Here is a 22,925-nt window from a genome sequence, read left to right as displayed (position 1 = left end):
CCGGCGGCGTCATCGCCCCGCTGAACCGCAGCGGCGACGAAGAAGGCTGCCAGTGGAAGGACGGTACCGTGAGCACCCCGGCCGGTTTCCCCGAGGCCTACCAGACCTACGCCGAAGGCGGCTGGGTCGGCGTGGGCGGCGACCCCGTCTACGGCGGCATGGGCATGCCCAAGGTGATCTCCGCGCAGGTGGAGGAGATGGTCAACGCGGCCAACCTGTCCTTCGGCCTCTACCCGATGCTGACCGCCGGCGCCTGCCTGTCGCTCAACGCCCACGCCAGCGACGAGCTGAAGGAAAAGTACCTGCCGAACATGTACGCGGGTGTCTGGACCGGTTCCATGTGCCTGACCGAGCCCCATGCCGGCACCGACCTCGGCATCATCCGTACCAAGGCCGAACCCCAGGCTGACGGCAGCTACAAGATCAGCGGCACCAAGATCTTCATCACCGCCGGCGAGCACGACCTGACCGAGAACATCATCCACCTGGTGCTGGCCAAGCTGCCGGACGCCCCGGCGGGCCCGAAAGGCATTTCCCTGTTCCTGGTGCCCAAGGTGATGGTCAACGCGGATGGCTCGCTGGGCGAGCAGAACGCCGTCTCCTGCGGCTCGATCGAGCACAAGATGGGCATCAAGGCCTCGGCCACCTGCGTGATGAACTTCGACGGCGCCACCGGCTGGATCGTCGACGCGCCAAACAAGGGCCTGGCCGCCATGTTCACCATGATGAACTACGAGCGCCTGGGCGTCGGCATCCAGGGCCTGGCCTCCGGCGAGCGCTCCTACCAGAGCGCCGTGGAATACGCCCGCGAGCGTATCCAGAGCCGTGCGCCGAGCGGCCCGGTCGCCAAGGACAAGGCCGCCGACCCGATCATCGTGCACCCCGATGTACGCCGCATGCTGCTGACCATGAAAGCGGCCAACGAGGGCGGCCGCGCCTTCTCCAGCTACGTCGCCATGCAGCTGGACACCGCCAAGTTCAGCGAGGACGCCGTCGTGCGCAAGCGCGCCGAGGAACTGGTCGCCCTGCTGACCCCGGTGGCCAAGGCCTTCCTCACCGACCTCGGCCTGGAAACCACCATCCACGGCCAGCAGGTCTTCGGCGGCCACGGCTTCATCCGCGAGTGGGGCCAGGAGCAACTGGTGCGCGACGTGCGCATCACCCAGATCTACGAAGGCACCAACGGCATCCAGGCCCTCGACCTGATGGGCCGCAAGGTGGTGGGCAGCGGCGGCGCGTTCTACCAGCACTTCGCCGACGAGATCAAGGCCTTCGCCAACAGCGCTTCCGCCGATCTGGCCGAGTTCACCCAGCCGCTGAAAGCTGCCGTCGCCAACCTCGACGAGCTGACCGCCTGGGTCCTGGACCGTGCGAAGAACAACCCGAACGAAATCGGCGCCGCCTCCGTGGAATATCTCCACGTGTTCGGCTACACCGCCTACGCCTACATGTGGGCGCTGATGGCTCGCGCGGCCCTGGGCAAGGAAGGTCAGGACGAGTTCTACGCCAGCAAGCTCGGCACTGCGCGCTTCTACTTCGCCCGCCTGCTGCCGCGCATCCACTCCCTGACCGCCTCGGTCAAGGCCGGCAGCGAGTCGCTCTACCTGCTGGACGCCGCGCAGTTCTGATCGGCGAACGGCTTATCTCGCCCAGGTTCAGCTGTGGCCTGGGCAAACCCTCTACCACCCATGCAAGTCGCTGGCCCTGGCCACGGCTCGCCGGCTCATGAGCGGCGGGCAAACCGTGGCGGAAGCATCGCGCGCAACTCGCAGCCTCAGGCGCCACGCGGCGCCTTGAAGGCGGGCTGGATGCGCCGGCTTGTCGAAGACGCCAGCCAACACCCGTGAATAACGGGATCAGGAAGTACAACCATGCTGAAAACAAAAATAATTCCGGCGGCGCAAGGCGCCTATGACTATCCACTGCTGATCAAGAGCCTGCTGCTGTCGGGGGTGCGCTATGAGCCCGAACAGGAGATCGTTTACGCCGACAAGCTGCGCTACAACTACCGGACGCTCAACGAGCGGATCCAGAGGCTCGCCAACGCCCTGACGGCGGCGGGAGTCAAGGCCGGGGACGTCGTGGCGCTGCTGGATTGGGACAGCCATCGCTATCTGGAATGCTTCTTCGCCGTCCCCATGATCGGTGCGGTGCTGCACACGGTGAACATCCGCCTTTCTCCCGAGCAGGTGCTCTACACCATGAACCACGCCGAGGATGGCCTGGTACTGGTGCACGACGATTTCCTGCCCCTGGTCGAGCAGATCCATGACGAGCTGAAGACCGTCAAGGGCTACATCCAGCTCAGTGACAAGGGGGCGAGCGCTACCGGGCTGCCGGTGCTGGGGGAGTACGAGCAGCTGCTATCGGAGGCAGCGAGTCAGTACGCCTTCCCCGATTTCGACGAAAGGTCGGTGGCAACCGTCTTCTACACGACAGGCACCACCGGAAACCCGAAAGGCGTCTACTTCACGCACCGCCAGCTGGTGCTGCATACCTTGAACACCGTCGGCGCCCTTGGGGCGTATCAGGGCGTGCCCTTGTTGCGCTCCGACGATGTCTACATGCCGATCACGCCGATGTTCCACGTGCATGCCTGGGGCGTGCCCTATGTCGCGACCCTGATGGGAATCAAACAGGTCTATCCCGGGCGATACGAGCCCAATAGCCTGGTCAGGCTCTACCGGGAAGAGAAGGTGACCTTCTCCCACTGCGTGCCCACCATCCTGCAGATGATCCTGGGTTGCGCCGAAGCGGAGCGGACCAGCTTCGATGGCTGGAAAATGCTTCTCGGCGGTAGTGCCTTGACGCTGGGCATAGCGGGGCAGGCAGCGGAAAAAGGCATTCGCGTGCATAGCGGGTATGGGATGTCCGAAACCTGTCCGTTGCTCTGTGTCACCTACCTGCGTGCCGAAGAGCTGGAGCAACCGATGGATACCCAACTGGCCGTGCGAGTCAGGGCGGGCGTCCCGGTGCCGATGGTGGACTTGCGAATCGTCGATGCCAGCGGCAATGACGTGCCGCACGATGGTGTGTCCCAGGGCGAGGTCGTGGTGCGTGCCCCCTGGCTGACGCAAGGCTATCTGAACGAGCCCGAAAAGGGCGCCGAGCTTTGGGACGGTGGCTGGTTGCACACCGGCGACATCGCTTCGATCGATGCCCGTGGCGGGGTGGAAATCAAGGACCGGATCAAGGACGTGATCAAGACCGGGGGCGAGTGGATCAGCTCCCTCGAACTGGAGAGCCTGATCAGCGAGCACCCGGCGGTCGTCTCGGTAGCGGTAGTGGGGATTCCTGACGAGCAATGGGGCGAACGGCCCATGGCCATGGTGGTCTGCGCACCCGGGAGCAGCCTCGATCGGAAGGCCATGGAAGCTCACCTGCAGCAGTTCGTGGACAGCGGGCACATCAACAAGTGGGCGATACCCAAGCAGATCAGCTTCGTTGCCGAGATACCCAAGACCAGTGTCGGCAAGATTGACAAGAAGCGCATACGCGAACTCGAGTTGGCCAAAGTCGCGCAGCACCGGCCGGGATAGTCGGTTTCGACAAGGGGAAAAGAGCCTGGTGTCGTTTCCTGGTCGGCAGGCCGGGGGCGAACCAGGTCTGTTCGGGGCGGCCGTCGCCCATCCAGGTTTCGCGCGGCTGCGGCTGGATGGGCGGACGCATCCGGTGTCACGAAATGAGTGACGGCTGTCGCCTGATGAGAAGTGTCCGGTTCGCCAGCCGCTTACAGTCGATTCCATTCAACGCAGATGGATGCCATCGCCTGGACGCTGCAAGAGTCAGCCCCCGCTGATCAGGTCGGGGGCCGGATGCTGTGTCCGCCAGGGGCAGGTCGCCGACCGCGCCGGGGGATACGGGGTCCGGATCAGGGGCGGGCAGCCACGACCTGCCCGTCCCTGGTTGACCATGGCGATCGACCCGGAGCAACCGGCAGACGCAAGACAGCCAGGCGGACGCGTGACCTCGATGCCATTGATGGCTTACGAGGACGAGGGGGCCGCTTCAACTGCGCGGAACCCTGGACAAATGCCCTGAACCCCGAGAGCCGCAATGAGCAAGACCCCTCGCGTAACCCAGACTCCAACGTCCGCCAAGCGTCGTCCATCCGCCGGCAGAGGCCGTCGCACAGGCGAAGACCTCGAGCTCGCCTGCAATGCCCAGGAGCATGAACTGGCGGGCGCCGCCGTGAATCACACGCTGGCAGGCAACCCACTGGTCAGTGTGCGCCCCGCGGACCTGGCCGCCTCCGCCGGCCACCTGTTCAAGGCCCTGGGCAAGGCGCCGATCAAGGCCGGGCAGCACTTCGGCGGTTACCTGAAAGAGCTGCGCGGCATAGTCGGTGGCACTTCCAGCGTCGCCCCGAACCCCAGGGACAAGCGCTTCGTCGATCCTGCCTGGCAATCCAATTACCTGTTGCGCACCCTCCTGCAAAGCTACCTGGCTGGCCAGAGCGAACTCAATCGCTTCATCGAGACCTCTGATCTCGCCCCGCTGGAAAAGGCCCGGGCCCAGTTCGTCGCGACCCTGCTCGCCGATGCAGTGGCGCCGAGCAACTTGCTGCTGACCAACCCGGCGGCGCTGCGCAAGCTGGTGGACACCGGCGGCATGAACCTGGTTCGGGGCGTTCGACAGTTCACCCACGATCTGCTGAACAACCGGGGGCTGCCGGCGCAGGTCGACAGCACTCCGTTCAAGGTGGGGGAGAACGTCGCCACGGCCAAGGGCGAAGTGGTGTTCCGCAACGACATGTTCGAGCTGTTGCAGTTCGCGCCGACCACGGAGAAGGTCCATGCCAGGCCGCTGGTGATGTCACCGCCACAGATCAACAAGTACTACGCCATCGACCTGTCGCCGGAGAAGAGCCTGATCAAGTGGATGCAGGACAGCGGCGTGCAATTGTTCGTCATCAGCTGGCGCAATCCGACGAGCGAACACCGGGATTGGGGACTGTCCGATTACGCGCTGTGCCTCGACCAGGCGGTCGATGTGGCGCGCAAGATCACCGGCAGCCCGGATGTGAACATGTGGGGCTCCTGCTCGGGTGGCATCACCCTCGCTGCCTACCTGGGCTGGCTGGCGGCGCGCGGCGAAGGCCACAAGGTAGCCAACACCAGTTGGGCCGTGTGCGTGCTCGACATGCCGGCGGCACTCGACGACTCCACGCTCGGACTCTTCACCACCCCGTCAGCCTTGCGCGCGGCCAAGGCGAGCTCGCGGCGCAAGGGCGTGCTGAGCGGCCAGGACATGGCGCGCATGTTCGCCTGGATGCGCCCCAACGACCTGATCTGGAACTACTGGGTCAACAATTACCTGCTCGGAAACAAGCCGCCGGCCTTCGACATTCTTGCCTGGAACAGCGACACCACGCGGCTGCCGGCACAACTGCACGCCGACTACCTCGACCTGGTCCAGCTGAATCCCTACAGCAACCCCGGGGTCATGGAAATCGCCGGCGAGTCGATCGACATGACCAAGGTCAAGGTCGGCGCCTATGTGATCGGGGGCACCACTGACCACATCACGCCCTGGCAGGGTTGCTATGGCACGGCGCGCCTGTTCGGCGAGGACACCACCTTCGTGCTGTCAAACGCCGGCCACCTGCAGAGCCTGGTCAATCCGCCGGGCAACCCCAAATCGTATTTCTATGCGGCCCCGGCGGCCGCCAGTGACCCGGAGGCCTGGTTGCAGGGCGCGGGGGAGCGCCAGGCAGGCAGCTGGTGGCCGCATTGGCGCGAGTGGATCCAGCAACGTTCGGGGGAGAGCCTGCCGGCACCGAAGAAGCCCGGCTCGCGCAAGTACCCGCCCTTGGGCGCCGCTCCCGGCAGCTACGTACTGGAGCGTTGAAACCGTAGACATCCATTGACCGGGCATTCGCTTCTGCGGGTGCACCGGCCGTTGCAGCACGCTCCTCGGCCCTGAACGATATCGGCGCACGAAGGCAGGGCCAGGCACATTAAATGTAGGAACCGAAACAACAACAAGAAACGAGGTTAGGGACAATGCGATCGACCGTGATGTTGTGCCTGCTGTACCTGCTTTCTGCGATGACCTGGGGCGATGGACGAAGCGACCAGCAGTTGAGCGAGCTGGCTAGTCGAAGCCAGCTGTTGTGCGCCAGTAGCATGCTGTATTTCAACCCGGAAGATCGCGCGCCCGACCCCCGAAGCCTGACGGTGGTATTCCACCATCTCGGTATGCTGGAAACCTATGTACTGCAACTCGGGCAACCGACATCGCTGGTACAGCCCCTGCAAGCGATGAAGCGCACATTCGCGCAACTGGAGGCTGTGCCCGCCAGCCAGCGCCAGCACTACCCGGAACTGCTCCGGCAGCTGCTGTTGCATCGGCAGCAATTGCAGCGGGCTGTCGTCGACATCCAGACCAGCGCCCCTCAGAGCGGGTCCCCGACTACCCTGGAACAGCGGTTGAATGCCCAAAGCCAGGCCCTTGCAAGCCTGCTGATGGACTACCAGTTGCGCTTCTATCCGATGCCCGACAAGCCAGAATTCGCCTTGACGCGGGAACAGGTGCTGGAGCTTGACCGGGACATCGACCAGCGTTTCGAGACGCTGCGGTCCGAGCGCGCCGAACAGGCCGAAGCACTGGCCAGGATCAGGGGCAACTACCAGTTCGTGCGCGCCCAGCTGCTGCAGGACAAGGGGCGAGCGCATGGCGGCGTTGAGTTCTACCTCAGCCGCGCGGTGGCCGATCTCGATGAACTGGCGACCACGACACTCGCGACAGATGCAGTGCAGGGGGCGCTCCAACCGCCGGAATGACGCCGATGCGACTTCCCGCGAGCTGCCGCCTCCTATACCTCATCTGCGTGTCGTCGGAAGTGGCCTCGCCAACCGTCAGGCGGTGGCGTCGAACGCCGCGTGATAACTCACCTCGCCCTCGGCCCAGTTACCACCGAGGGCGAGCGCCTGGAAGTATTCGGCAGGCACGCCGGGAAGCACCAGCCCGGGATGAACGACAAAGCCGAAGCGGCTGTAGTAGCCGGGATCGCCCAGCAGCACGCAGCCTTCCGCGCCCAGGTCGCGCAGCCCGGCCAGTGCCGCCGCCATCAGGCGCGAGCCGATACCCGCGCCCTGGCGCGCGGGCGTCACCGAGATGGGGCTGAGGCCGTACCAGCCGGTGGCGCCGGAGGAGATGTTCACCGGCGACAGCGCCACATGGCCGACCAGCTCGCCATCTTCCAGGGCCACCAGGGAGAGGGTGAGCTGCCCGGCCCGGCGCAGTGCGTCGACGATGAACTGCTCGGTGCCGCTGCGATGGGGGGCATGCAGGAAGGCGTCCGCAGTCAGGCGCTCGATGGCCGGGATATCGGCGGAAGTCTCCGGGCGGATCGCCAGGGTCATGGTTTTGCTCCTGTTGCCGGGGCCGGGGCCGCGTTGGGCAGGGCGGTGCCCTTGGGCCAGAGCAGCCAGATCTGCCCTTGCTGCTTCATGTTGCCGGCCAGCTCGCCAGCCTCGGCACCGGTACCCCAGAACAGGTCGGCTCGGACTTCGCCGGCAATGGCGCCGCCGGTGTCCTGGGCGGCCACCGGGCGGATCACCGGGCTGCCGTCGGGGCGGCTGGTGGAGAGCCAGAGCAGGCTGCCGAGCGGGATCACCTTGCGGTCGATGGCGACGCTGTAGCCGGCGGTCAGGGGCACGTTGAGGGAACCGCGGGGGCCTTCGTTGCTGTCCGGGTTGAGGCCGAAGAAGACGAAGCTCGGGTTGCTCGCCAGCAGTTCCGGCACCCGCTGCGGGTTGGCCTCGGCCCAGCCGCGGATGCTGCCCATGTTGACCTCTTCCTGTTTCAGCTGGCCCTGTTCAACCAGCCAGCGGCCCACGGGGCGATAGGGATGGCCGTTCTGGTCGGCATAGCCGATGCGCAGCTGCCGGCCGCTTTCCAGCTGGATGCGGCCGGAGCCCTGGATCTGCAGGAACTGCAGGTCCATCGGGTCGCGCAGCCAGGCCAGCACCGGCGCCTTGACGCCCAGTTCGCGAATGGTGGCGGCGTCGTCGTACGGCTTGAGGAATCGACCCTCCAGGCGGCCGCGCAGGCGCTTGCCCTTCAGCTCGGGGTAGAGGCTGTCGAGCGCTACCACCACCATGTCCTCAGGGATGCCATAGACCGGCACCTGGGTCTGCTCGCTGCGTTCCAGGCTGCCGGCGTAGACCGGTTCGTAGTAGCCGGTGATCAGGCCCTGGGGGCTGTTGCGCGCGGAGCGCAGGCTGTAGACCTCCAGCTGGGCCTTGAGATAGGCGCGAATGGCGGCGGCGTCTTCTGGAACCTGGCTGGCGCTGGTGCAGGTGGCGGCCCAGACCGGGTCCTTGGCCAGCCGCGCGCAGGCCGAGCGCCAGGCGCAGAAACCGGCGAGCAGGTCGGCGTCGCTGGTGACCGGCAGTTCTTCCCAGCTGGCCTTGGCGTAGGTGTCGACCTTGGGCGGTTCAGGCTTGGCGGGTTCCTTGTCGCAACCGGCGACCAGGGAGAGCAGGGCGGCGACGCACAGCGCCAGCCGGCCCCGGCGGAACAGGGGAGCAATCACGTCTTGGTGTTCCTGGTGGGGGATTCGAGGCGGGCTAGCTTGGGGAATAGCTGCGGCAAGGTCAAATTCAACAGTCCGATCCATTGATCCAAGCCACTGAAACCAAAAGGAAATATTCATCTAATAGGGTGCTCGCAGCTTTTCCAGAGACCATCGGTGTGACTCGTAACCTCAGAAACTTTCGCAAGACCCTGGATGCGGTGGCCATGAACAATGAAGCCGCCGCCATCGCCGTGATGCGCGCCGCCGACCGTATAGGCGACGCCGCGCTGAAGGAGCAGCTGTTCGATGTGATCCAGCGCATGAACCAGGACGCGGCCGAGCTGCGTGTGGTTCGCGACCATGTGGGCTGAAAGGGATTGCGTTCGATGTGCAGAAATTGCTGCTTGACCTGGGGTGCGCCGGCCATCTAGATTGGCCGCCATGACTAAATCCCCTTGGTTGTCCGGCCCCGCGATTATTACCGCCATTCCAGCAGTGGCGGGTTAGCCGACGACCAAACAGAAACCCGCCCTCGAGGCGGGTTTCTTCCTTCTGTCTCCTGGGCGAAAAAATCGAAACCAGGAGCCACACATGACCACCCCCTGCACCCGACCCGCCGACCCATTGACCGAGCGCCCGCTGGAATCCCGCGAGGGCCTGCTCAAGCACTACGTGCGCAAGATCCTCGCCGCGCCCGTGTACGACGTGGCCATCGAAACGCCCTTGCAGCCGGCGCGCCAGCTCAGCGAGCGCCTGGGCAACCGGGTACTGCTCAAACGCGAGGACCTGCAGCCGGTCTACTCCTTCAAGATCCGCGGCGCCTACAACCGTGTTGTGCAACTGAGCGAGGAAGAGCGTGCCCGTGGCGTGATCGCCGCCTCGGCCGGCAACCATGCCCAGGGTCTGGCGCTGGCGGCGCGGGAGCTGGGTGTGCGGGCGACCATCGTGATGCCGCGCACCACCCCCGAGCTGAAGGTGCAGGGCGTGCGCTCCCGAGGCGGCAAGGTGGTGCTGCACGGCGACGCCTTCCCCGATGCCCTGGCCCATGCGCTGCAGCTGGCGGAGGAGAGGGGCCTGACCTTCGTCCCGCCCTACGACGACCCGGACGTGATCGCCGGCCAGGGCACGGTGGCCATGGAAATCCTCCGCCAGCATGCGGGAGGGCTGGACGCCATCTTCGTGCCGGTGGGCGGCGGCAGCCTGATCGCCGGCATCGCCGCCTATGTGAAGTACCTGCGCCCCGAGGTGAAGGTGATCGGCGTCGAGCCGGAGGACTCCAATTGCCTGCAAGCCGCACTTGCCGCCGGCGAGCGCGTGGTGCTGAACCAGGTCGGGCTGTTCGCCGACGGTGTGGCAGTGGCGCAGATCGGCGCGCACAACTTCGAGGTCTGCCGGCATTTCGTCGATGAAGTACTGACGGTGAGCGCCGATGAAATCTGCGCCGCGATCAAGGACATCTACGACGACACCCGCTCCATCACCGAGCCGGCCGGCGCCCTGGCCGTCGCCGGGATCAAGAAGTATGTGGAACGCGAAGGCGCCAGCGGCCAGACCCTGGTGGCCATCGACTCCGGCGCCAACATCAACTTCGACCGCCTGCGCCACGTGGCCGAGCGCGCCGAGTTGGGTGAGAAGCGCGAAGCCATCATCGCCGTGACCCTGCCCGAGCGGCCGGGCGCCTTCAAGGCCTTCTGCCAGGCGCTGGGTCGACGCCAGATCACCGAGTTCAACTACCGCTACAACTCGGGGGACGAGGCGCACATTTTCGTCGGCGTACAGACCCATCCGCTGACCGATCCGCGCGCAGCGCTGGTGGAGAGCCTGCAGGCCCAGGGCTTTCCGGTGCTGGACCTGACCGACAACGAAATGGCCAAGCTGCACATCCGCCATATGGTCGGTGGCCGTGCCGCGTACATCGGTGAGGAGAAGCTGTTCCACTTCGAATTCCCCGAGCGCCCCGGTGCCCTGTTCAACTTCCTCGACAAGCTCGGCGGGCGCTGGAATATCACCCTGTTCCACTACCGCAACCACGGCGCCGCCGATGGCTGCGTGCTCGCCGGGCTGGAAGTGCCGGAAGATGAGTGCCACCTGATCCACGAGGCACTGGACGAGATCGGCTACCCCTACCGGGACGAGAGCGACAACCCGGCCTGCAGGCTGTTCCTGGGCTGACTTCCCTCTCGCTGAAGGACATGGGCCGCACAGCGTCCCCGTAGGGTGGACAACGCTCTTTTTGTCCACCAATCGAAGCTGGGCCGGGCGCCGTTGGTGGATGTAAAGAGCGACATCCACCCTACGCACTAGCGACGCTCCTCTGTAGGGGCGAATTCATTCGCCAAGGGCAACGCAATGGCCCCCTTGGGGTCCGGAGGGCGCACGCGCGGTTCGCCTAGCGGTGAAATCGCCCCCACAATCCTGTTCGCCCCTTCGCAATAAAGGCATGTCAGACAAATCCGACAAAAGCTATGTTAGCGCTAACAAAGTGATGTTAGAGTAACGACCATTCCTGATCGACATCCTTTGGAGGAGTGCCCATGTTGACCTGCGGAGAACTGCTGGTTGAGCTGCTGGAAGGCTTTGGCGTGGATACCGTCTTCGGTATCCCCGGCGTGCACACGGTGGAGCTGTATCGCGGCCTGCCGAATACTCGCATCCGCCACATCACCCCGCGCCACGAGCAGGGCGCCGGCTTCATGGCCGACGGCTATGCCCGCGTCTCCGGCAAGCCGGGCGTGTGCTTCATCATCACCGGCCCGGGCATGACCAACATCACCACCGCCATGGGCCAGGCCTACGCCGACTCCATCCCCATGCTGGTGATCTCCAGCGTCAACAACACCGAACAGCTGGGGATGGGCGGCGGCCGCCTGCACGAGCTGCCGTCCCAGCGCAACCTGGTGTCCGGCGTCGCCGCCTTCAGCCACACCCTGATGCGCCCGGACGAGCTGCCGGAAGTGCTGACCCGCGCCTTCGCCGTGTTCAACGGCGCCCGTCCGCGCCCGGTGCATATCGAGATCCCGATCGACGTGATCACCGCGCCCGCCGACCATGTGCGCCGCAAGCTGGGCGCGCTGCCGAGTCGCCCGGGTCCGGCCGCCGAGGCCATCGCCTCCGCCGCCGAACTGCTGAAGAACGCCAAGCGCCCGCTGGTGCTGCTGGGCGGTGGCTGCGCCGACGCCGGCGCCGATGCCCTGCGCCTGGTGGAGGCCCTGGATGCGCCCACCGCCTACACCATCAATGCCAAGGGCGTGCTGCCCAAGGACCACCCGCTGGCCCTGGGCTGCAACCAGGCCTGGGTGCCGGTACGGCAGATGGTGCTGGAGTCCGATGTGATCCTGGCCATCGGTACCGAACTGGGCGAGACCGACTATGACGTGGTGTTCGATGGCAACTTCCGCATCGAAAGCACGCTGATCCGCATCGATATCGACGCCGAGCAGTTGAACCGCAACTACCCGGCCGACGTGGCCATTCTCAGCGACGCCGGCCTGGCGATGAAAGCGCTGGTGGCGGCCCTGGGACAGGGCGCGGCGTTCAGCGCCGAAAGCGCCGGTTCGCAGCGCGCCGCGGCGGTTCGCGAGCAACTGGACGCCCAGTGGCCGGAAGCCTGGAATGGCCAGCGCAAGGTGCTGGAAACCCTGCAGCGGACCCTGCCGGACCTGATCGTCGCCGGCGACTCCACCCAGCCGGTGTATTCCGGCAACCACCTGTTCGAGGCCACCCGTCCGCGCAGCTGGTTCAACTCCGCCACCGGCTACGGCACCCTCGGCTACGGCCTGCCGGCGGCCATCGGCGCCAAGCTGGCCGCGCCGCAGCGCCCGGTGATCGCGCTGATCGGCGACGGCGGCATCCAGTTCACCCTGCCGGAGCTGGCCTCGGCCGTGGAAGCCGGCGCGCCGATCATCGTGCTGCTGTGGAACAACAGCGGCTACGGCGAGATCAAGCGTTACATGAAGAACCGCGACATCCCCACCATCGGCGTCGATATCTACACCCCGGACTTCCAGGGCCTGGCCAAGGCGTTCGGCTGCAATGCCGAGAAGGCCGAGAGCCTGGACCACCTGGCCGAGCTGCTGCAGACCGCCGCCAAGGCCGATCGCCCGACCGTGATCGAGGTGTGGGAGCATGCGGAGTTCCTCGCCTGACCCAGGCGTGGCCTTCGCTTTTCTGTGGGGGCGAATTCATTCGCCAAGGGCAGCGTAGCTGCCCCAGTCGAGGCAGCAGGGCGAACCTGCGGTCCGCTCAGCGATTGAAATCGCCCCCACAGGGATTTGCACCTGAGCGCGGCTGTTCAGGGATAATGCGCCTCCCCGATAGGCGCCAGAGGCCAGGATGTCGACCAAGAGCAAACCCACACTGCAGGATGTCGCCCGGCTGGCCGGGGTCTCCGGCATGACGGTGTCGCGGGTCCTGTCCAAGCCGGACATGGTCACGGAGCAGACCCGGCAGAAGGTCGAGCAGGCGGTGCGCGAGTTGGGCTATGTGCCCAACCTGGCTGCCAGCCAGCTGGTGACCCGGCGCAGCGGCATCATTGGCGCGCTGATCACCACAATCACCAACCCCATTCTCGCCACCACCATCGAGACCCTGCAGCAAGGCCTGGCCAGGGCCGGTTATCACCTGTTGATCGGGGAAACCCGCTTCTCCCAGGAAGAAGAAACCAAGTTGCTGCGGGCCTTCCTCGGCCGCCAGCTGGACGGCCTGATCCTCGCCTATGGCTACCACGCGCCGGAAACCCTGGAACTGCTGCAAGCCACCGATATCCCGCTGATCGAGCTATGGGACCTGCCCGAAGGCGAGGTGCCGCGCCAGCCCGTGGGGCAGGTGGTGGGTTTCTCCAACTGGGCCGCGGGTGCTGCCGCCGGACGCCATCTGGTGGAGTGCGGTTATCGCCGGCCGGCCTTCTTCGGCTATGACGACGATCGCGAGAACCTGCGTTTCTCTGGCTTCCGCCAGGCGGTGAGCGAGGGGCTGGGTGTCGAACCGCTGCGCCTGAACACCTCTCCTGTGCCCCATATCGATGACGGCGTGGACGTCATCCAGCGCATCGCCCGCGGCGAGATCGACTGCGACAGCGCCTTCTTCACCAACGATATGCCGGCCATTGGCGCGCTCTTCACCTGCCAGCGTCTGGGTATCCGGGTGCCGGACGAACTGGGCATCTGCGGCTTCGGCGACTTGCCCATAGCCCGGGTGGCGATGCCGACGCTGACCACCGTGCGCATTCCCGCCGAGCGTGTTGCCAATTCCACGGTGGAATTGCTCTGCCAGCGCATCCGCGGCGAGCAGGCCTGGGATGCGCTGGTGGATGTGGGCAGCGAACTGGTGGCGCGGGAGTCGACGGCGCTGCGGCGTTGACTCCGTGCCGGACCGCTTTTCCTGTGGGGGCGATTTTAATCGCTAAGCGGACCGCAGGTTCGCCCCAAAGACTTGCAGGGGGCAGCTGCGCTGCCCTTAGCGAATGAATTCGCCCCCACGAAAGAGCGCTAATGCTGAGCAGCCAGTAGCCACTCCGCAAACATCCTGACCCTGGCGTCGCGACAACCTTCGGGCCACACCAGGTAGTAATCCCCGCACACCAGCGGTTCCCGACTGGCGATCACCAGCCGGCCGTCTTCCACTTCCGGCGCGACGAAGTAGCGCGGCAGCACCGTGATGCCCAGCCCGTGCAGGGCGGCGTCGAGCACGAACTGGAAGTGCTCCAGGCGCTGGCCGGGCAGGGCGTCGATTTCCCGTGGCGACAGCCCGGCGCTCAGCAGCCAGAGCTGGGTGGAGGACTTGCCCTGGGCGGCGAGGGCGCTGTGGTGGAGCAGGGGATAGCGGAGGATGTCGCGTCGCTCGGCCACCGGGCCGTGGCGCTGGAGCAGGTCCGGGGTGCAGACAGCGACCATCTCGCCATCCATCAACCGTTGGGCTTCGAACCCCCGCCAGTGGCCGTCGCCGAAGAGAATGGCCAGGTCGAAGCCTTCCAATTGTTCATAGAGCCGCTGCAGGTCGTTCATGACCTGCAGCTCGATCTCCGGGTGCAGCTGTCCATAGGCCTTGAGCTTCGGCAGCAGCCAGCGGGTGGTGAGGGAGGGCTCGGCGCCGACCCGCAGGCGCCCGGATTGCCTGGCGCTCACCCGTCGGGTGGCGGCTTCCAGCTGGTCGAGCAGGGGGGCGATTTCTTCCACGTAGCGCTGGCCGTCCTCGGTCAGCAACAGGCGCTGGCGGACCTTCTCCACCAGGGGCCGGCCAAGCATGTCCTCCAGGTTCTTGATCTGCCGGCTCACGGCGCCCTGGGTCAGGCTGAGTTCTTCCGCCGCGCGGGTGACGCTCATATGCCGGGCGAAGGCGGCGAAGCAGGTCAGGGAAATCAGGCTGGGCAGCTGTCGGCGCATGGCAGTTCATTACGATTTGGAATGAGTGTCGGCAAGATAAATCGATATCTCCCGGTCAACAAGCGGCCCTAGTCTGCGGCGCTGATCCATCAATGCCTGCGGGAGACCCGATGAACACGACCGAACAACAACTGCGCACCGACCTGGCCGCCGCTTACCGATTGCTCGACCTGAATGGCTGGAGCGACCAGGTTTTCACCCATATCTCGGTGCGCCTGCCCGGCGCGAAGCCGGCGTTCCTGATCAACCAGTACGGCCTGCGTCCGGAAGAGGTCACGGCCTCCAACCTCGTCCCCATCGACGTCGAGGGGAACAAGCTCGAGCCTGGCGCTCCCGAGGTGAACCCCGCCGGTTTCACCATCCACAGCGCCATCCATATGCACCGCCACGACGCCGTCTGCGTGATGCACACCCACACCCTGGCCGGCATGGCCGTGGCGGCGCTGGAGGAGGGCTTGCTGCCACTGAACCAGACCAACATGACCTTCTACAACCGCCTCGCCTACTACGACTACGAAGGCGTGCCCCTGGACCTCGAAGTGCGCGGGCGTATCGTCGCCGCCCTGGGTGAGAGCAAGGCCATGATCCTGCGCAACCACGGCCTGCTCACCGTCGGCCGCAGCGTGGCCGAGGCCTACTTCCTGATGTACTACCTGAACCAGGCATGCGAGATTCAGCTGGAGGCCATGAAGGCCGGCCGGCCGCTGATCGTCCCGGACCACGAGGCCTGCGAGTTCACCGCGCGGCAGTTGAACAACGACCGCTACCACCTGGAGAGCGTGGACCTGGTGTGGCAGGCCGAACTGCGCCGGCTGGATCGGATCGATCCGTCGTTCCGGGACTGATCCGGGGCCGCCCAGGGCTGTTTTCCTGTGGGGGCGAATTCATTCGCTAAGGGCGGCGCAGCTGCCCCAATCGAAGTGGCAGGGCGAACCTGCGGTCCGCTTAGCGATTGAAATCGCCCCCACAAGGTTCCTTGCAAGCGTTGCTTCAGCGCAAACAAAAAGCCCGGATTCTCATCCGGGCTTTTTCACATCAGGCCGGCGCTGCCGCCGTTTCTCCCGTTTGCCTGGCCTTGCGCGCCGCCAGGTACTGGAACAGCAGCCGCGTGCAGAGTACCAGCAGGGTTACGCCAATCAGCAGGACCGAAATGGCCGCCACGCTGGGGTCGACGTTGTCCCGCAGGCCGCCCCAGATGCGGCGGGGCAGGGTGTTGACGTCGACGCTGGTGATGAACAGGGTCACCGCCACTTCCTCCCAGGACAGGGCGAAGCTGAGCAGGGCGGTGGAGGCGATGCCCAGCTTGAGGTTCGGCATCACCACGAGGAAGGTGGTCTGCATCAGGCTGGCACCCAGGTTGCGCGAGGCCAGTTCGATACGGCGGTCGATCTGGCTGAGCGCCACGAGCATGGTCACCACGCCGTAGGGCACCACCATCACCACGTGGGCGATGACCACGCCGGGAATGGTGTCGTAGCCGAAGCCGGGCAGCACGCGGCCGAGGTTGGTCTCCATGAAGTAGAGGACCAGGGCCGAGATCACCGGCGGGATGGCCATGGGCAGCAGCACCAGGCCGATCAGCAGGGTGGCCAGGCGCGAGCGCAGGTACCAGATGCCGAGGCTGAAGCTCACCGCCAGGGTGGTGGCAATCAGGCTTGTGGCGAAGGCGATGGTCAGGCTCTGGAGGATGCTCGCCATCCAGTCCGGGTTGCCCAGCAAGGCTTCATAGTGGCGCAGCGACCAATTGCCGTTGGGCATCGACAGGTAGCGCTTGCTGGTGAAGGACACCGGGATGACCGTCAGCAGCGGAAACAGCATGAAGGCCATCGCGACCGTGGCCAGCAGTCGGGTGGAAAGGCCAGTGCGGTGTGTATTCATGATCGATCAGCCCACCAGGCGGTTGACACGGGTTATGCGCAGGAGCAGCCAGATCAGCGCGCTGACCAGGGCCAGCAGGACCACGCTGAGCGCGGCGCCCAAGCCCCAGTTGCTGGTCTGGAACATCTGCAGGAAGACGTATTCAGCGATCATCACCGTCTGCCCGCCGCCCAGCAGCACCGGGGTGATGAAGAAGCCCAGGCAGAACACGAAAACCATGATGAAGGCGCCCAGCAGGCCCGGTACGGTCTGCGGCAGCAGCACCTGCCAGAAGGTGCGGAATGCGCCGGCGCCCAGCCCACGGGACGCCAGCAGCACGCGCTGGTCGAGCTGGCGCATGCTGGAGAGCAGCGGGAACAGGGCGTAGGGCACCATGAAGTGGAGCATGCCGATGACCACGCCGGTTTCGTTGCGGGTCAGCTGCAGCGGCGAATCGATCAGCCCCAGGCCCATCAGGCCGCCGTTCAGCACGCCGTTGCTGCGCAGGGCGATCAGCCAGCCGAAGGCCCGCACCAGTACCGAGATCCAGAACGGGATGAAGATGCAGATCTCCACCATGCGCTGCCAGAAGGGCGGGCTGAATACCCAGCAGTAGGCCAGCAGGTAGCCGATGACCAGCGCCAGGCTGCTGACCGTCAGGCACAGGCGCAGGGTGCGCCAGAGCATGTCGTGGATGGCTGGGTCGGTGGCGATGCGCTGGTACTGCTCGATGCCGGGCTCCGGCAGGGTGAAGCTCCAACCCACCACGCCGAGGAACGGCAGCAGGTAGAAGACCACCAGCAGCAAGGGCAGGGGAATCAGCAGCAGGCTGCGCTCGAAGTTGGCGGAGTGGGTTGTGCTCATGCGCGTCGGCTCACTTGGAAAGGTGGGTCAGGTACTGTTCCAGGGTGCTGGCGTAGTGGTCGGCGTACCACTGGGTGTCGAGGAAGATCTGCTTCTTGAAGTTCTCCTCGGAGGCGCAGTCTGCCTCGCGCTGCTCGGCCGTCATCAGCTTCTGGGTCGAGCTGTTGGAAGGGCCGTTGCCGAGCAGTTCGAACAGCTTGAGCTGGCCTTCGGGCTGCAGCGCGTGCTGGATGAAGCGCATGGCCTCCTGGCGGCCGGCGGGGTTGTCACTGAGCACTGCCCAGCTGCTGGCGTTCAGGAAGGCGTTGTCATAGCCCCAGCGGATGCGGCCTTCGCTGTCTTCGGCGAGCAGCTTGGCGCGGGTGCTCCAGATGGCGCCCATCGATACTTCGCCTTCGATCATCAACTGCTGGCTTTCCGCGCCGGAGCTCCAGAACGACAGGACGTGGGGCTTGAGCTCGTCGATCTTGCGCAGGGCGCGCGGCACGTCCAGCGGGTAGAGCTTGTCGGCGGGTACGCCGTCGGCCAGCAGCGCGGCTTCCAGCATGCCGTTCATCCACTTGTAGAGGGTGCGCTTGCCGGGGAATTTCTCGACGTTCCAGAAATCCGCCCAGTTCGACGGCCCCTGGTCGCCGAATTGCTCGCTGTCCCAGGCCATCACGTAGCTGAACAGGTAGCCGGCGATGCCGTGGTCATGGGCCAGGCCGGGAGCGACCTGGTCGCGCTGGATGACGCCGTAGTCCAGCGGCTGGAGGATCTTGTCGCGGCCGAGCGTCATGGCGCTGTAGCTGTCCACGTCGACCACGTCCCAGCTCGGCTTGCCACTGGCCAGCTGCGAGCGGATGGCGCCTTCGGTCGGGCCGGCTCCGTCGATGCGGACCTGGATGCCGGTGCTCTGACTGAAGCTGTCGGTCCAGGCGCGGCGGAAGGCGTCGAGGGCGTCGCCACCCCAGTTCACCACCACCAGCGGCTTGTCCGCCGCCCAGCTGATGCCGCTGCGCATGGCCAGCGGCACGGCGGCCAGCAGGCCCATGGCCTGGATGAAGGTGCGGCGGTTGATCTGCCCGCCACGGGCTTTCTCGATGAGGATTTCGATGCAGTCGCGATGATGTTCCTGGCTCATGGTCAAGTCCTCGCTGGGCAGGCCTCCGGGGGCGGGGCGCTGCCGATTGTTGTTGTAGGGAAACGCGGGTGGGCGAACGCGGTGGATCAGGCCTGGAGGAGGAAGCTCCTCTGCACCGGCCAGCTCAGCCAGACCGGCGTGCCGCTGGCCAGCTGGGCGCCCGGGTGGTTGCCGGGCACCGCGAGGTTGATGGCGGGCAGGTCCATGCCGACCTTGAGCGCCAGGTGGGTGCTGGCGCCCTGGTAGACCTTTTCGGCGAGGTGGGCGGGCACCACGTTGTGGCCGCTGAGGTCGGGCCTTTCCGTGTGCAGGTCCATGTGTTCGGGGCGCACCGCCAGCAGCAGCGGCTCGCCGCTCAGGGCATCGGGCGCGGCGGCATGCAGGTGGTTGTCACCGCAGCGGCCGCTGGCGTGGGCGCCGTTGCGGGCAACGTCGGCCAGGGGGAAGAGGTTCATCTTGCCGAGGAACTCGGCGACGAAGCGGCTGTTCGGCCGGTCATAGATGTCTTCCGGGCTGTCGACCTGGGCCAGGCGACCCTGGTTGAAGATGGCGATGCGGGTGGACAGCGCCAGGGCCTCGCCCTGGTCATGGGTGACGAAGACGAAGCTGGTGCCGACCTGGCGGTGGATGCGTTGCAATTCGGCCTGGAGCTGTTCGCGCAGGTTCTTGTCCAGTGCCGACAGGGGTTCGTCGAGCAACAGCAGGTCGGGCTCGAACACCAGTGCGCGGGCGATGGCGACGCGTTGCTGCTGGCCGCCGGAGAGCTCCGCCGGCTTCTTGTTCAGGTGGGCGCCGAGGCCGACCACTTCGAGGATGTGGCGGACCCGGCGCTGCCGTTCCTCCGCCTTGACCCCGCGAATGCGCAGCGGGTAGGCCACGTTGTCCGTCACTGTCATGTGCGGGAACAGCGCATAACCCTGGAAGACCATGCCGAAGTTGCGCTTCTCGGCCGGGCGCCGGCTGATATCGATGCCGTTTTCCATGAGCGAGCCGGAGGTGGCTTCGAGGAAGCCCGCGAGGATCATCAGCAGGGTGGTCTTGCCCGAACCTGATGGGCCGAGCAGGGTGAGGAATTCGCCCTGACGGATGTCCAGGTCGATGCCGTCCAGGGCGGTGAAGTGTCCGTACTGCTTTCTGATCCCCTGGGCGCTGAGCTGGATAGCCTGACTGCTGGGCACGCTGATTACTCCCCTTGTTGGCCGCGGGACGTGCGAGGACTTGCAGGCACGTCCGGAATGGAGGTTTTGGCCATTATTGTCAAAGGCAGCGCTACATCAATGGAATTATTTCCGCACTAATGTTTAGTTTTTTTGGACAATTGCAGGGGCGTAGACAGGACGGTCCCGGGGCTTCGCATTGGGTCGGTGAGGCCGGAATCGGTGCGCATGGCGCACCCTACGTGGAAGCGATCACCCGTAGGGTGCGCTGTGCGCACCGGGATAGAGCGTGCCGGCGTGGGGCCCTGGCGCCTAGCGATTGTCCTGCCAGAGCTGGGTCGAGGCCTGCAGCTGGGTCTTCACCCAGTTGCTGAAGGCTTGCACGGCAGGGCGTTCGGCCTTTTGCGGGTCGGCCACCAGGTAGTAGCCGCGGTGGGAATCGATGGAGATCTCGAAGGGCCGTACCAGCAGGCCGCGAGCCATGGCGTCGCCGCTGATCAGGTTGTCGCCGATGGATACGCCCTGGGCGGCGATGCAGGCGGACTGCGCGCAGTGGGCATCGGAGAAGACGATGCCGGTGGCGGCGTCGATGTTCGAGGCGCCCGCTGCGGTGAGCCAGACCCGCCAGTCGCTGTAGTCGGTCATGTGCAGCAAGGGGAAACCGCTCAGCTCCTGCGCGCTTTTCAGGCCGCCCAGGGCGTTGATCAGGCGCGGGCTGCATACCGGGAAGAAGCGCAGCGCGACGATCTGCTCGACTGCGAGGTCCGGCCAGTCGCCGATGCCGTAGGAGATGTACAGATCGACGTTGGCGTTGCTCACGTCATCCGGCGCGCGCGGCGAGATCAGCTGCAGCTGGACCTGCGGGTACTGGCGCAGGAAGCCGCCGATGTGGTGGCACAGCCAGTAGGTGGCGAAACCGGGGTTGCAGCTCACGCAGAGCCGTCCAGACACCTGCTGGTCATCCAGGCGGCGGCTGGCCTCTTCGAGGTTGGAAAGAATCCTGTGCACCTCGCGTGCGTAGCGCTCGCCCTGGTAGGTGAGGCCGATGCCACGGCCGATGCGCTCGGTGAGGGTGAAGCCGAGGCTCTCTTCGAGGCTGCTGATCTGGTGGCTGATGGCGCTGCGGGTGAGGTTCAGTTCCTGGGCGGCGGCGGACACGCTGCCGAGGCGGGCGACGGCGTCCAGTGCGCGCAGGGCGGTCATCGAGGGAAAACGCATGGTGGCTCCGGATTGCAGGGCATCTGGTGAAAATATCTAAACATTAGTGGCGAAATAAATCGATTGTTGGATGGCTCGCTTCAACAATACTAGGGCCAGCTCGCCCCTGGCCGGTCTGCGCGGACAGGGGTCGTCTCACCATCAAGGAATCCCGTTCATGCACGAGCCCAAGCAATTCGCCCTGGATTGGGTGGAGAACCACCACAAGACGCTGTCGGACTGGCACCAGGTGATCTGGCATTACGCCGAGCCCGCGTTCCGCGAATACAAGTCCTGCGCCTGGTACGTGGAGCTCCTGCGCAAGGAAGGCTTCGACGTGGAAGAGGGCAGCGGCGGCATGCCCACCGCTTTCTGCGCCACCTTCAAGAATGGCGAGGGCCCGGTGCTGGCCACCTACGGCGAGTACGACGCGGTGCCCGGCAACTGCCAGGCCGCGGCGACCCGCAAGATGCCGCGCGAGGGGCTTTCGCGCTTCGCCCCCGGCCATACCGATCCGCATTCGGCGCTGGGCATCAGTGCCCTGGGTGGCTTGCTGGCGGCCAAGGCGGCGATGCTGGAGCACGGCATCCAGGGCACCCTGAAGTTCTTCGGCGAGCCGGCGGAAAAGCTGCGCGCCTCCAAGCCGGTGCATGCCGCCAAGGGTTACTACGACGACCTCGACGCAGCCATCAGCTTCCACCCGACCTACATGCTGCCGCTGAACAACACCACCACCTGGGACACCCACTGCGGCATCGCCTACGCCTATATCTACACCTTTACCTGTGAAGACCCGCAGAACTGGATCGCCTCCGACAAGTACAGCCCCATTCCGCAGAACCACCTGGCCGCCCGCGCGCCGGGCGCCAACGATGCCCTGGTGCACTTCTACACCCTGAACGAGAGCCTGCGCCGCTCCACGCTGCCCTTCACCGGCCTGTGGAGCTACAACGAGGCGATCCTCACCGCCGGGCAGGCCACGGCGGACAACCTGCCGCCGCACATCTCGCAGATCCAGTACCTGCTGCGCTGCGACTCCATCGAACAGGCCGAAACCATTGCCCAGGTGATGGACAACAACGCCGCAGCGGCCGCGCTGGCCACCGGCTGCCAGTGGAAGAAGACCTGGGTCTGCAAGTCCCGCGGCGGCCTGCCCAACCATGCGCTGGCCCAGGCCACCTACGACAACCTGGCGGCGGTCGGTGCTCCGCGCTGGAACGGCGAAGCCATCGAGATCGCCCAGGAGATCCAGGCCAACCTGGGCCTGGAACCCATGGAAAAGCCCTTCCTGCCGGCCACCGAGGAACTGATCGAGCCCCAGGAATGCGAGCGCCAATTGCGCCAGCAGATGCCGGCCTGGCAGAAGTACCTGACCTCGGACGACTACCCCGAATACACCTGGCACTGCCCCACCGTGCGCCTGCTGGTGGCGCGGCCGATGCTCTCGGCGCCGGCCGGCTATGTCTACCCGGACTGGGTGGCCAATGCCCTGGGCGGCATCCGCCAGACCATCGACCCGATGATCCAGGTGGCGGCCAAGACCATCGCCGCGACGCTGGTGGACCTTTTCACCCGGCCCGAGCTGCTGCAGGCCGCCCGCGCCGAGTTCGTCGAACGCACCGGCGGCGGCATCGGCGGCAGCCACTGGCAGGCGCCGCTGTTGCCGCAGGACTTCCAGGCACCCCATCGCTTCCGCTGGCCGGAGTACATCCGCACCGTGCGTGGCGAAGAGTGGTGGATTCCCGCACGCGACGACGAGTGATCGCGCTGCCGGTCCTGGCCTTGTGCGGCCACACGCTTCTCGACTGATTGACCCAGGGCGG

General features: G+C 65.7%; 18 protein-coding genes. 10 read left to right on the top strand and 8 right to left on the bottom strand.

Features of this window, described 5'->3' with window-relative positions; translation table 11 throughout:
- The 4 genes from E8F11_RS23095 to E8F11_RS23080 form a co-directional block, all read left to right on the top strand.
- Nucleotides 1-1,628, top strand: a 1,628-nt coding sequence (locus tag E8F11_RS23095; protein ID WP_280288557.1) for an acyl-CoA dehydrogenase C-terminal domain-containing protein, incomplete at its 5' end; no start/stop codon positions are given.
- A 243-nt stretch (nucleotides 1,629-1,871) separates the two neighbouring features.
- Entirely contained in the window at nucleotides 1,872-3,539 is a 1,668-nt protein-coding gene (locus E8F11_RS23090) for a fatty acid--CoA ligase (protein ID WP_280291224.1), read from the top strand.
- 517 nt (nucleotides 3,540-4,056) lie between these two features.
- On the top strand, nucleotides 4,057-5,850 hold the full coding sequence (locus E8F11_RS23085) for an alpha/beta fold hydrolase (RefSeq protein WP_280291223.1): 1,794 nt from the start codon (nucleotides 4,057-4,059) through the stop codon (nucleotides 5,848-5,850).
- 155 nt (nucleotides 5,851-6,005) lie between these two features.
- Entirely contained in the window at nucleotides 6,006-6,785 is a 780-nt protein-coding gene (locus tag E8F11_RS23080) for a hypothetical protein (protein ID WP_280291222.1), read from the top strand.
- Nucleotides 6,786-6,860: 75 nt separating this feature from the next.
- Here E8F11_RS23080 and E8F11_RS23075 read toward each other — a convergent pair whose 3' ends face one another.
- The gene (locus E8F11_RS23075; protein ID WP_280291221.1) at nucleotides 6,861-7,367 is read right to left on the bottom strand and encodes an N-acetyltransferase; all 507 of its coding nucleotides are present in this window, start codon (nucleotides 7,365-7,367) and stop codon (nucleotides 6,861-6,863) included.
- Nucleotides 7,364-8,542 carry a murein transglycosylase A gene (locus tag E8F11_RS23070; RefSeq protein ID WP_280291220.1) on the bottom strand — a complete coding sequence of 393 codons (1,179 nt, stop codon included), beginning with the start codon at nucleotides 8,540-8,542 and terminating at the stop codon, nucleotides 7,364-7,366. The genes E8F11_RS23075 and E8F11_RS23070 overlap by 4 nt, the downstream gene beginning before the upstream one ends.
- Nucleotides 8,543-8,700: 158 nt before the next feature.
- On the opposite strand from E8F11_RS23070, the gene E8F11_RS23065 reads away from it, so the two are divergent.
- The 4 genes from E8F11_RS23065 to E8F11_RS23050 all read left to right on the top strand — a co-directional run bounded on the left by E8F11_RS23065 (nucleotide 8,701) and on the right by E8F11_RS23050 (nucleotide 13,882).
- Nucleotides 8,701-8,895, top strand: coding sequence for a hypothetical protein (locus E8F11_RS23065; protein ID WP_280291219.1), 195 nt, complete (start codon nucleotides 8,701-8,703; stop codon nucleotides 8,893-8,895).
- Between the two features lie 220 nt (nucleotides 8,896-9,115).
- The gene (ilvA, locus tag E8F11_RS23060; protein ID WP_280291218.1) at nucleotides 9,116-10,696 is read left to right on the top strand and encodes a threonine ammonia-lyase, biosynthetic; all 1,581 of its coding nucleotides are present in this window, start codon (nucleotides 9,116-9,118) and stop codon (nucleotides 10,694-10,696) included.
- Nucleotides 10,697-11,058: 362 nt separating this feature from the next.
- Nucleotides 11,059-12,669 carry a 5-guanidino-2-oxopentanoate decarboxylase gene (locus tag E8F11_RS23055; protein ID WP_280291217.1) on the top strand — a complete coding sequence of 537 codons (1,611 nt, stop codon included), beginning with the start codon at nucleotides 11,059-11,061 and terminating at the stop codon, nucleotides 12,667-12,669.
- Nucleotides 12,670-12,856: 187 nt separating this feature from the next.
- Nucleotides 12,857-13,882, top strand: coding sequence for a LacI family DNA-binding transcriptional regulator (locus E8F11_RS23050; protein ID WP_280291216.1), 1,026 nt, complete (start codon nucleotides 12,857-12,859; stop codon nucleotides 13,880-13,882).
- Between the two features lie 128 nt (nucleotides 13,883-14,010).
- Here the strand turns inward: E8F11_RS23050 and E8F11_RS23045 are convergent, their stop codons facing one another.
- Nucleotides 14,011-14,904, bottom strand: a complete 894-nt coding sequence (locus E8F11_RS23045) for a LysR substrate-binding domain-containing protein (RefSeq protein WP_280291215.1) — start codon at nucleotides 14,902-14,904, stop codon at nucleotides 14,011-14,013.
- Between the two features lie 110 nt (nucleotides 14,905-15,014).
- Between E8F11_RS23045 and E8F11_RS23040 the strand changes: the two genes are divergently transcribed.
- Nucleotides 15,015-15,749, top strand: a complete 735-nt coding sequence (locus E8F11_RS23040; RefSeq protein ID WP_280291214.1) for a class II aldolase/adducin family protein — start codon at nucleotides 15,015-15,017, stop codon at nucleotides 15,747-15,749.
- 190 nt (nucleotides 15,750-15,939) lie between these two features.
- Here the strand turns inward: E8F11_RS23040 and E8F11_RS23035 are convergent, their stop codons facing one another.
- The 5 genes from E8F11_RS23035 to E8F11_RS23015 form a co-directional block, all read right to left on the bottom strand.
- On the bottom strand, nucleotides 15,940-16,782 hold the full coding sequence (locus E8F11_RS23035) for an ABC transporter permease (RefSeq protein WP_280291212.1): 843 nt from the start codon (nucleotides 16,780-16,782) through the stop codon (nucleotides 15,940-15,942).
- A 6-nt stretch (nucleotides 16,783-16,788) separates the two neighbouring features.
- The gene (locus E8F11_RS23030; RefSeq protein WP_280291211.1) at nucleotides 16,789-17,625 is read right to left on the bottom strand and encodes an ABC transporter permease; all 837 of its coding nucleotides are present in this window, start codon (nucleotides 17,623-17,625) and stop codon (nucleotides 16,789-16,791) included.
- Between the two features lie 10 nt (nucleotides 17,626-17,635).
- Nucleotides 17,636-18,748, bottom strand: a complete 1,113-nt coding sequence (locus E8F11_RS23025) for an ABC transporter substrate-binding protein (RefSeq protein WP_280291210.1) — start codon at nucleotides 18,746-18,748, stop codon at nucleotides 17,636-17,638.
- An 86-nt stretch (nucleotides 18,749-18,834) separates the two neighbouring features.
- Entirely contained in the window at nucleotides 18,835-19,926 is a 1,092-nt protein-coding gene (locus E8F11_RS23020) for an ABC transporter ATP-binding protein (RefSeq protein ID WP_280291208.1), read from the bottom strand.
- A gap of 291 nt (nucleotides 19,927-20,217) precedes the next feature.
- On the bottom strand, nucleotides 20,218-21,123 hold the full coding sequence (locus E8F11_RS23015) for a LysR substrate-binding domain-containing protein (protein ID WP_280291207.1): 906 nt from the start codon (nucleotides 21,121-21,123) through the stop codon (nucleotides 20,218-20,220).
- Between the two features lie 157 nt (nucleotides 21,124-21,280).
- Here E8F11_RS23015 and E8F11_RS23010 point away from each other — a divergent pair, with 157 nt between their 5' ends.
- Entirely contained in the window at nucleotides 21,281-22,864 is a 1,584-nt protein-coding gene (locus E8F11_RS23010; protein WP_280291205.1) for an amidohydrolase, read from the top strand.
- Nucleotides 22,865-22,925: the final 61 nt, after the last annotated feature.

Origin of the sequence: Pseudomonas sp. BN417 (assembly GCF_029871205.1) — a bacterium.
Taxonomy (GTDB): Bacteria; Pseudomonadota; Gammaproteobacteria; order Pseudomonadales; family Pseudomonadaceae; genus Metapseudomonas.
This window is presented reverse-complemented; position numbering and strand designations above follow the sequence as displayed.

Excerpts from the sequence above, each read along its gene's own strand:
- E8F11_RS23090 (WP_280291224.1), top strand. The coding sequence starts at position 1,872 with ATGCTGAAAACAAAAATAATTCCGGCGGCGCAAGGCGCCTATGACTAT.
- E8F11_RS23045 (WP_280291215.1), bottom strand. The coding sequence starts at position 14,904 with ATGCGCCGACAGCTGCCCAGCCTGATTTCCCTGACCTGCTTCGCCGCC.
- E8F11_RS23030 (WP_280291211.1), bottom strand. The coding sequence starts at position 17,625 with ATGAGCACAACCCACTCCGCCAACTTCGAGCGCAGCCTGCTGCTGATT.
- E8F11_RS23075 (WP_280291221.1), bottom strand. The coding sequence starts at position 7,367 with ATGACCCTGGCGATCCGCCCGGAGACTTCCGCCGATATCCCGGCCATC.
- E8F11_RS23010 (WP_280291205.1), top strand. The coding sequence starts at position 21,281 with ATGCACGAGCCCAAGCAATTCGCCCTGGATTGGGTGGAGAACCACCAC.
- E8F11_RS23080 (WP_280291222.1), top strand. The coding sequence starts at position 6,006 with ATGCGATCGACCGTGATGTTGTGCCTGCTGTACCTGCTTTCTGCGATG.
- E8F11_RS23015 (WP_280291207.1), bottom strand. The coding sequence starts at position 21,123 with ATGCGTTTTCCCTCGATGACCGCCCTGCGCGCACTGGACGCCGTCGCC.
- ilvA (WP_280291218.1), top strand. The coding sequence starts at position 9,116 with ATGACCACCCCCTGCACCCGACCCGCCGACCCATTGACCGAGCGCCCG.
- E8F11_RS23050 (WP_280291216.1), top strand. The coding sequence starts at position 12,857 with ATGTCGACCAAGAGCAAACCCACACTGCAGGATGTCGCCCGGCTGGCC.
- E8F11_RS23035 (WP_280291212.1), bottom strand. The coding sequence starts at position 16,782 with ATGAATACACACCGCACTGGCCTTTCCACCCGACTGCTGGCCACGGTC.
- E8F11_RS23040 (WP_280291214.1), top strand. The coding sequence starts at position 15,015 with ATGAACACGACCGAACAACAACTGCGCACCGACCTGGCCGCCGCTTAC.
- E8F11_RS23085 (WP_280291223.1), top strand. The coding sequence starts at position 4,057 with ATGAGCAAGACCCCTCGCGTAACCCAGACTCCAACGTCCGCCAAGCGT.
- E8F11_RS23055 (WP_280291217.1), top strand. The coding sequence starts at position 11,059 with ATGTTGACCTGCGGAGAACTGCTGGTTGAGCTGCTGGAAGGCTTTGGC.
- E8F11_RS23025 (WP_280291210.1), bottom strand. The coding sequence starts at position 18,748 with ATGAGCCAGGAACATCATCGCGACTGCATCGAAATCCTCATCGAGAAA.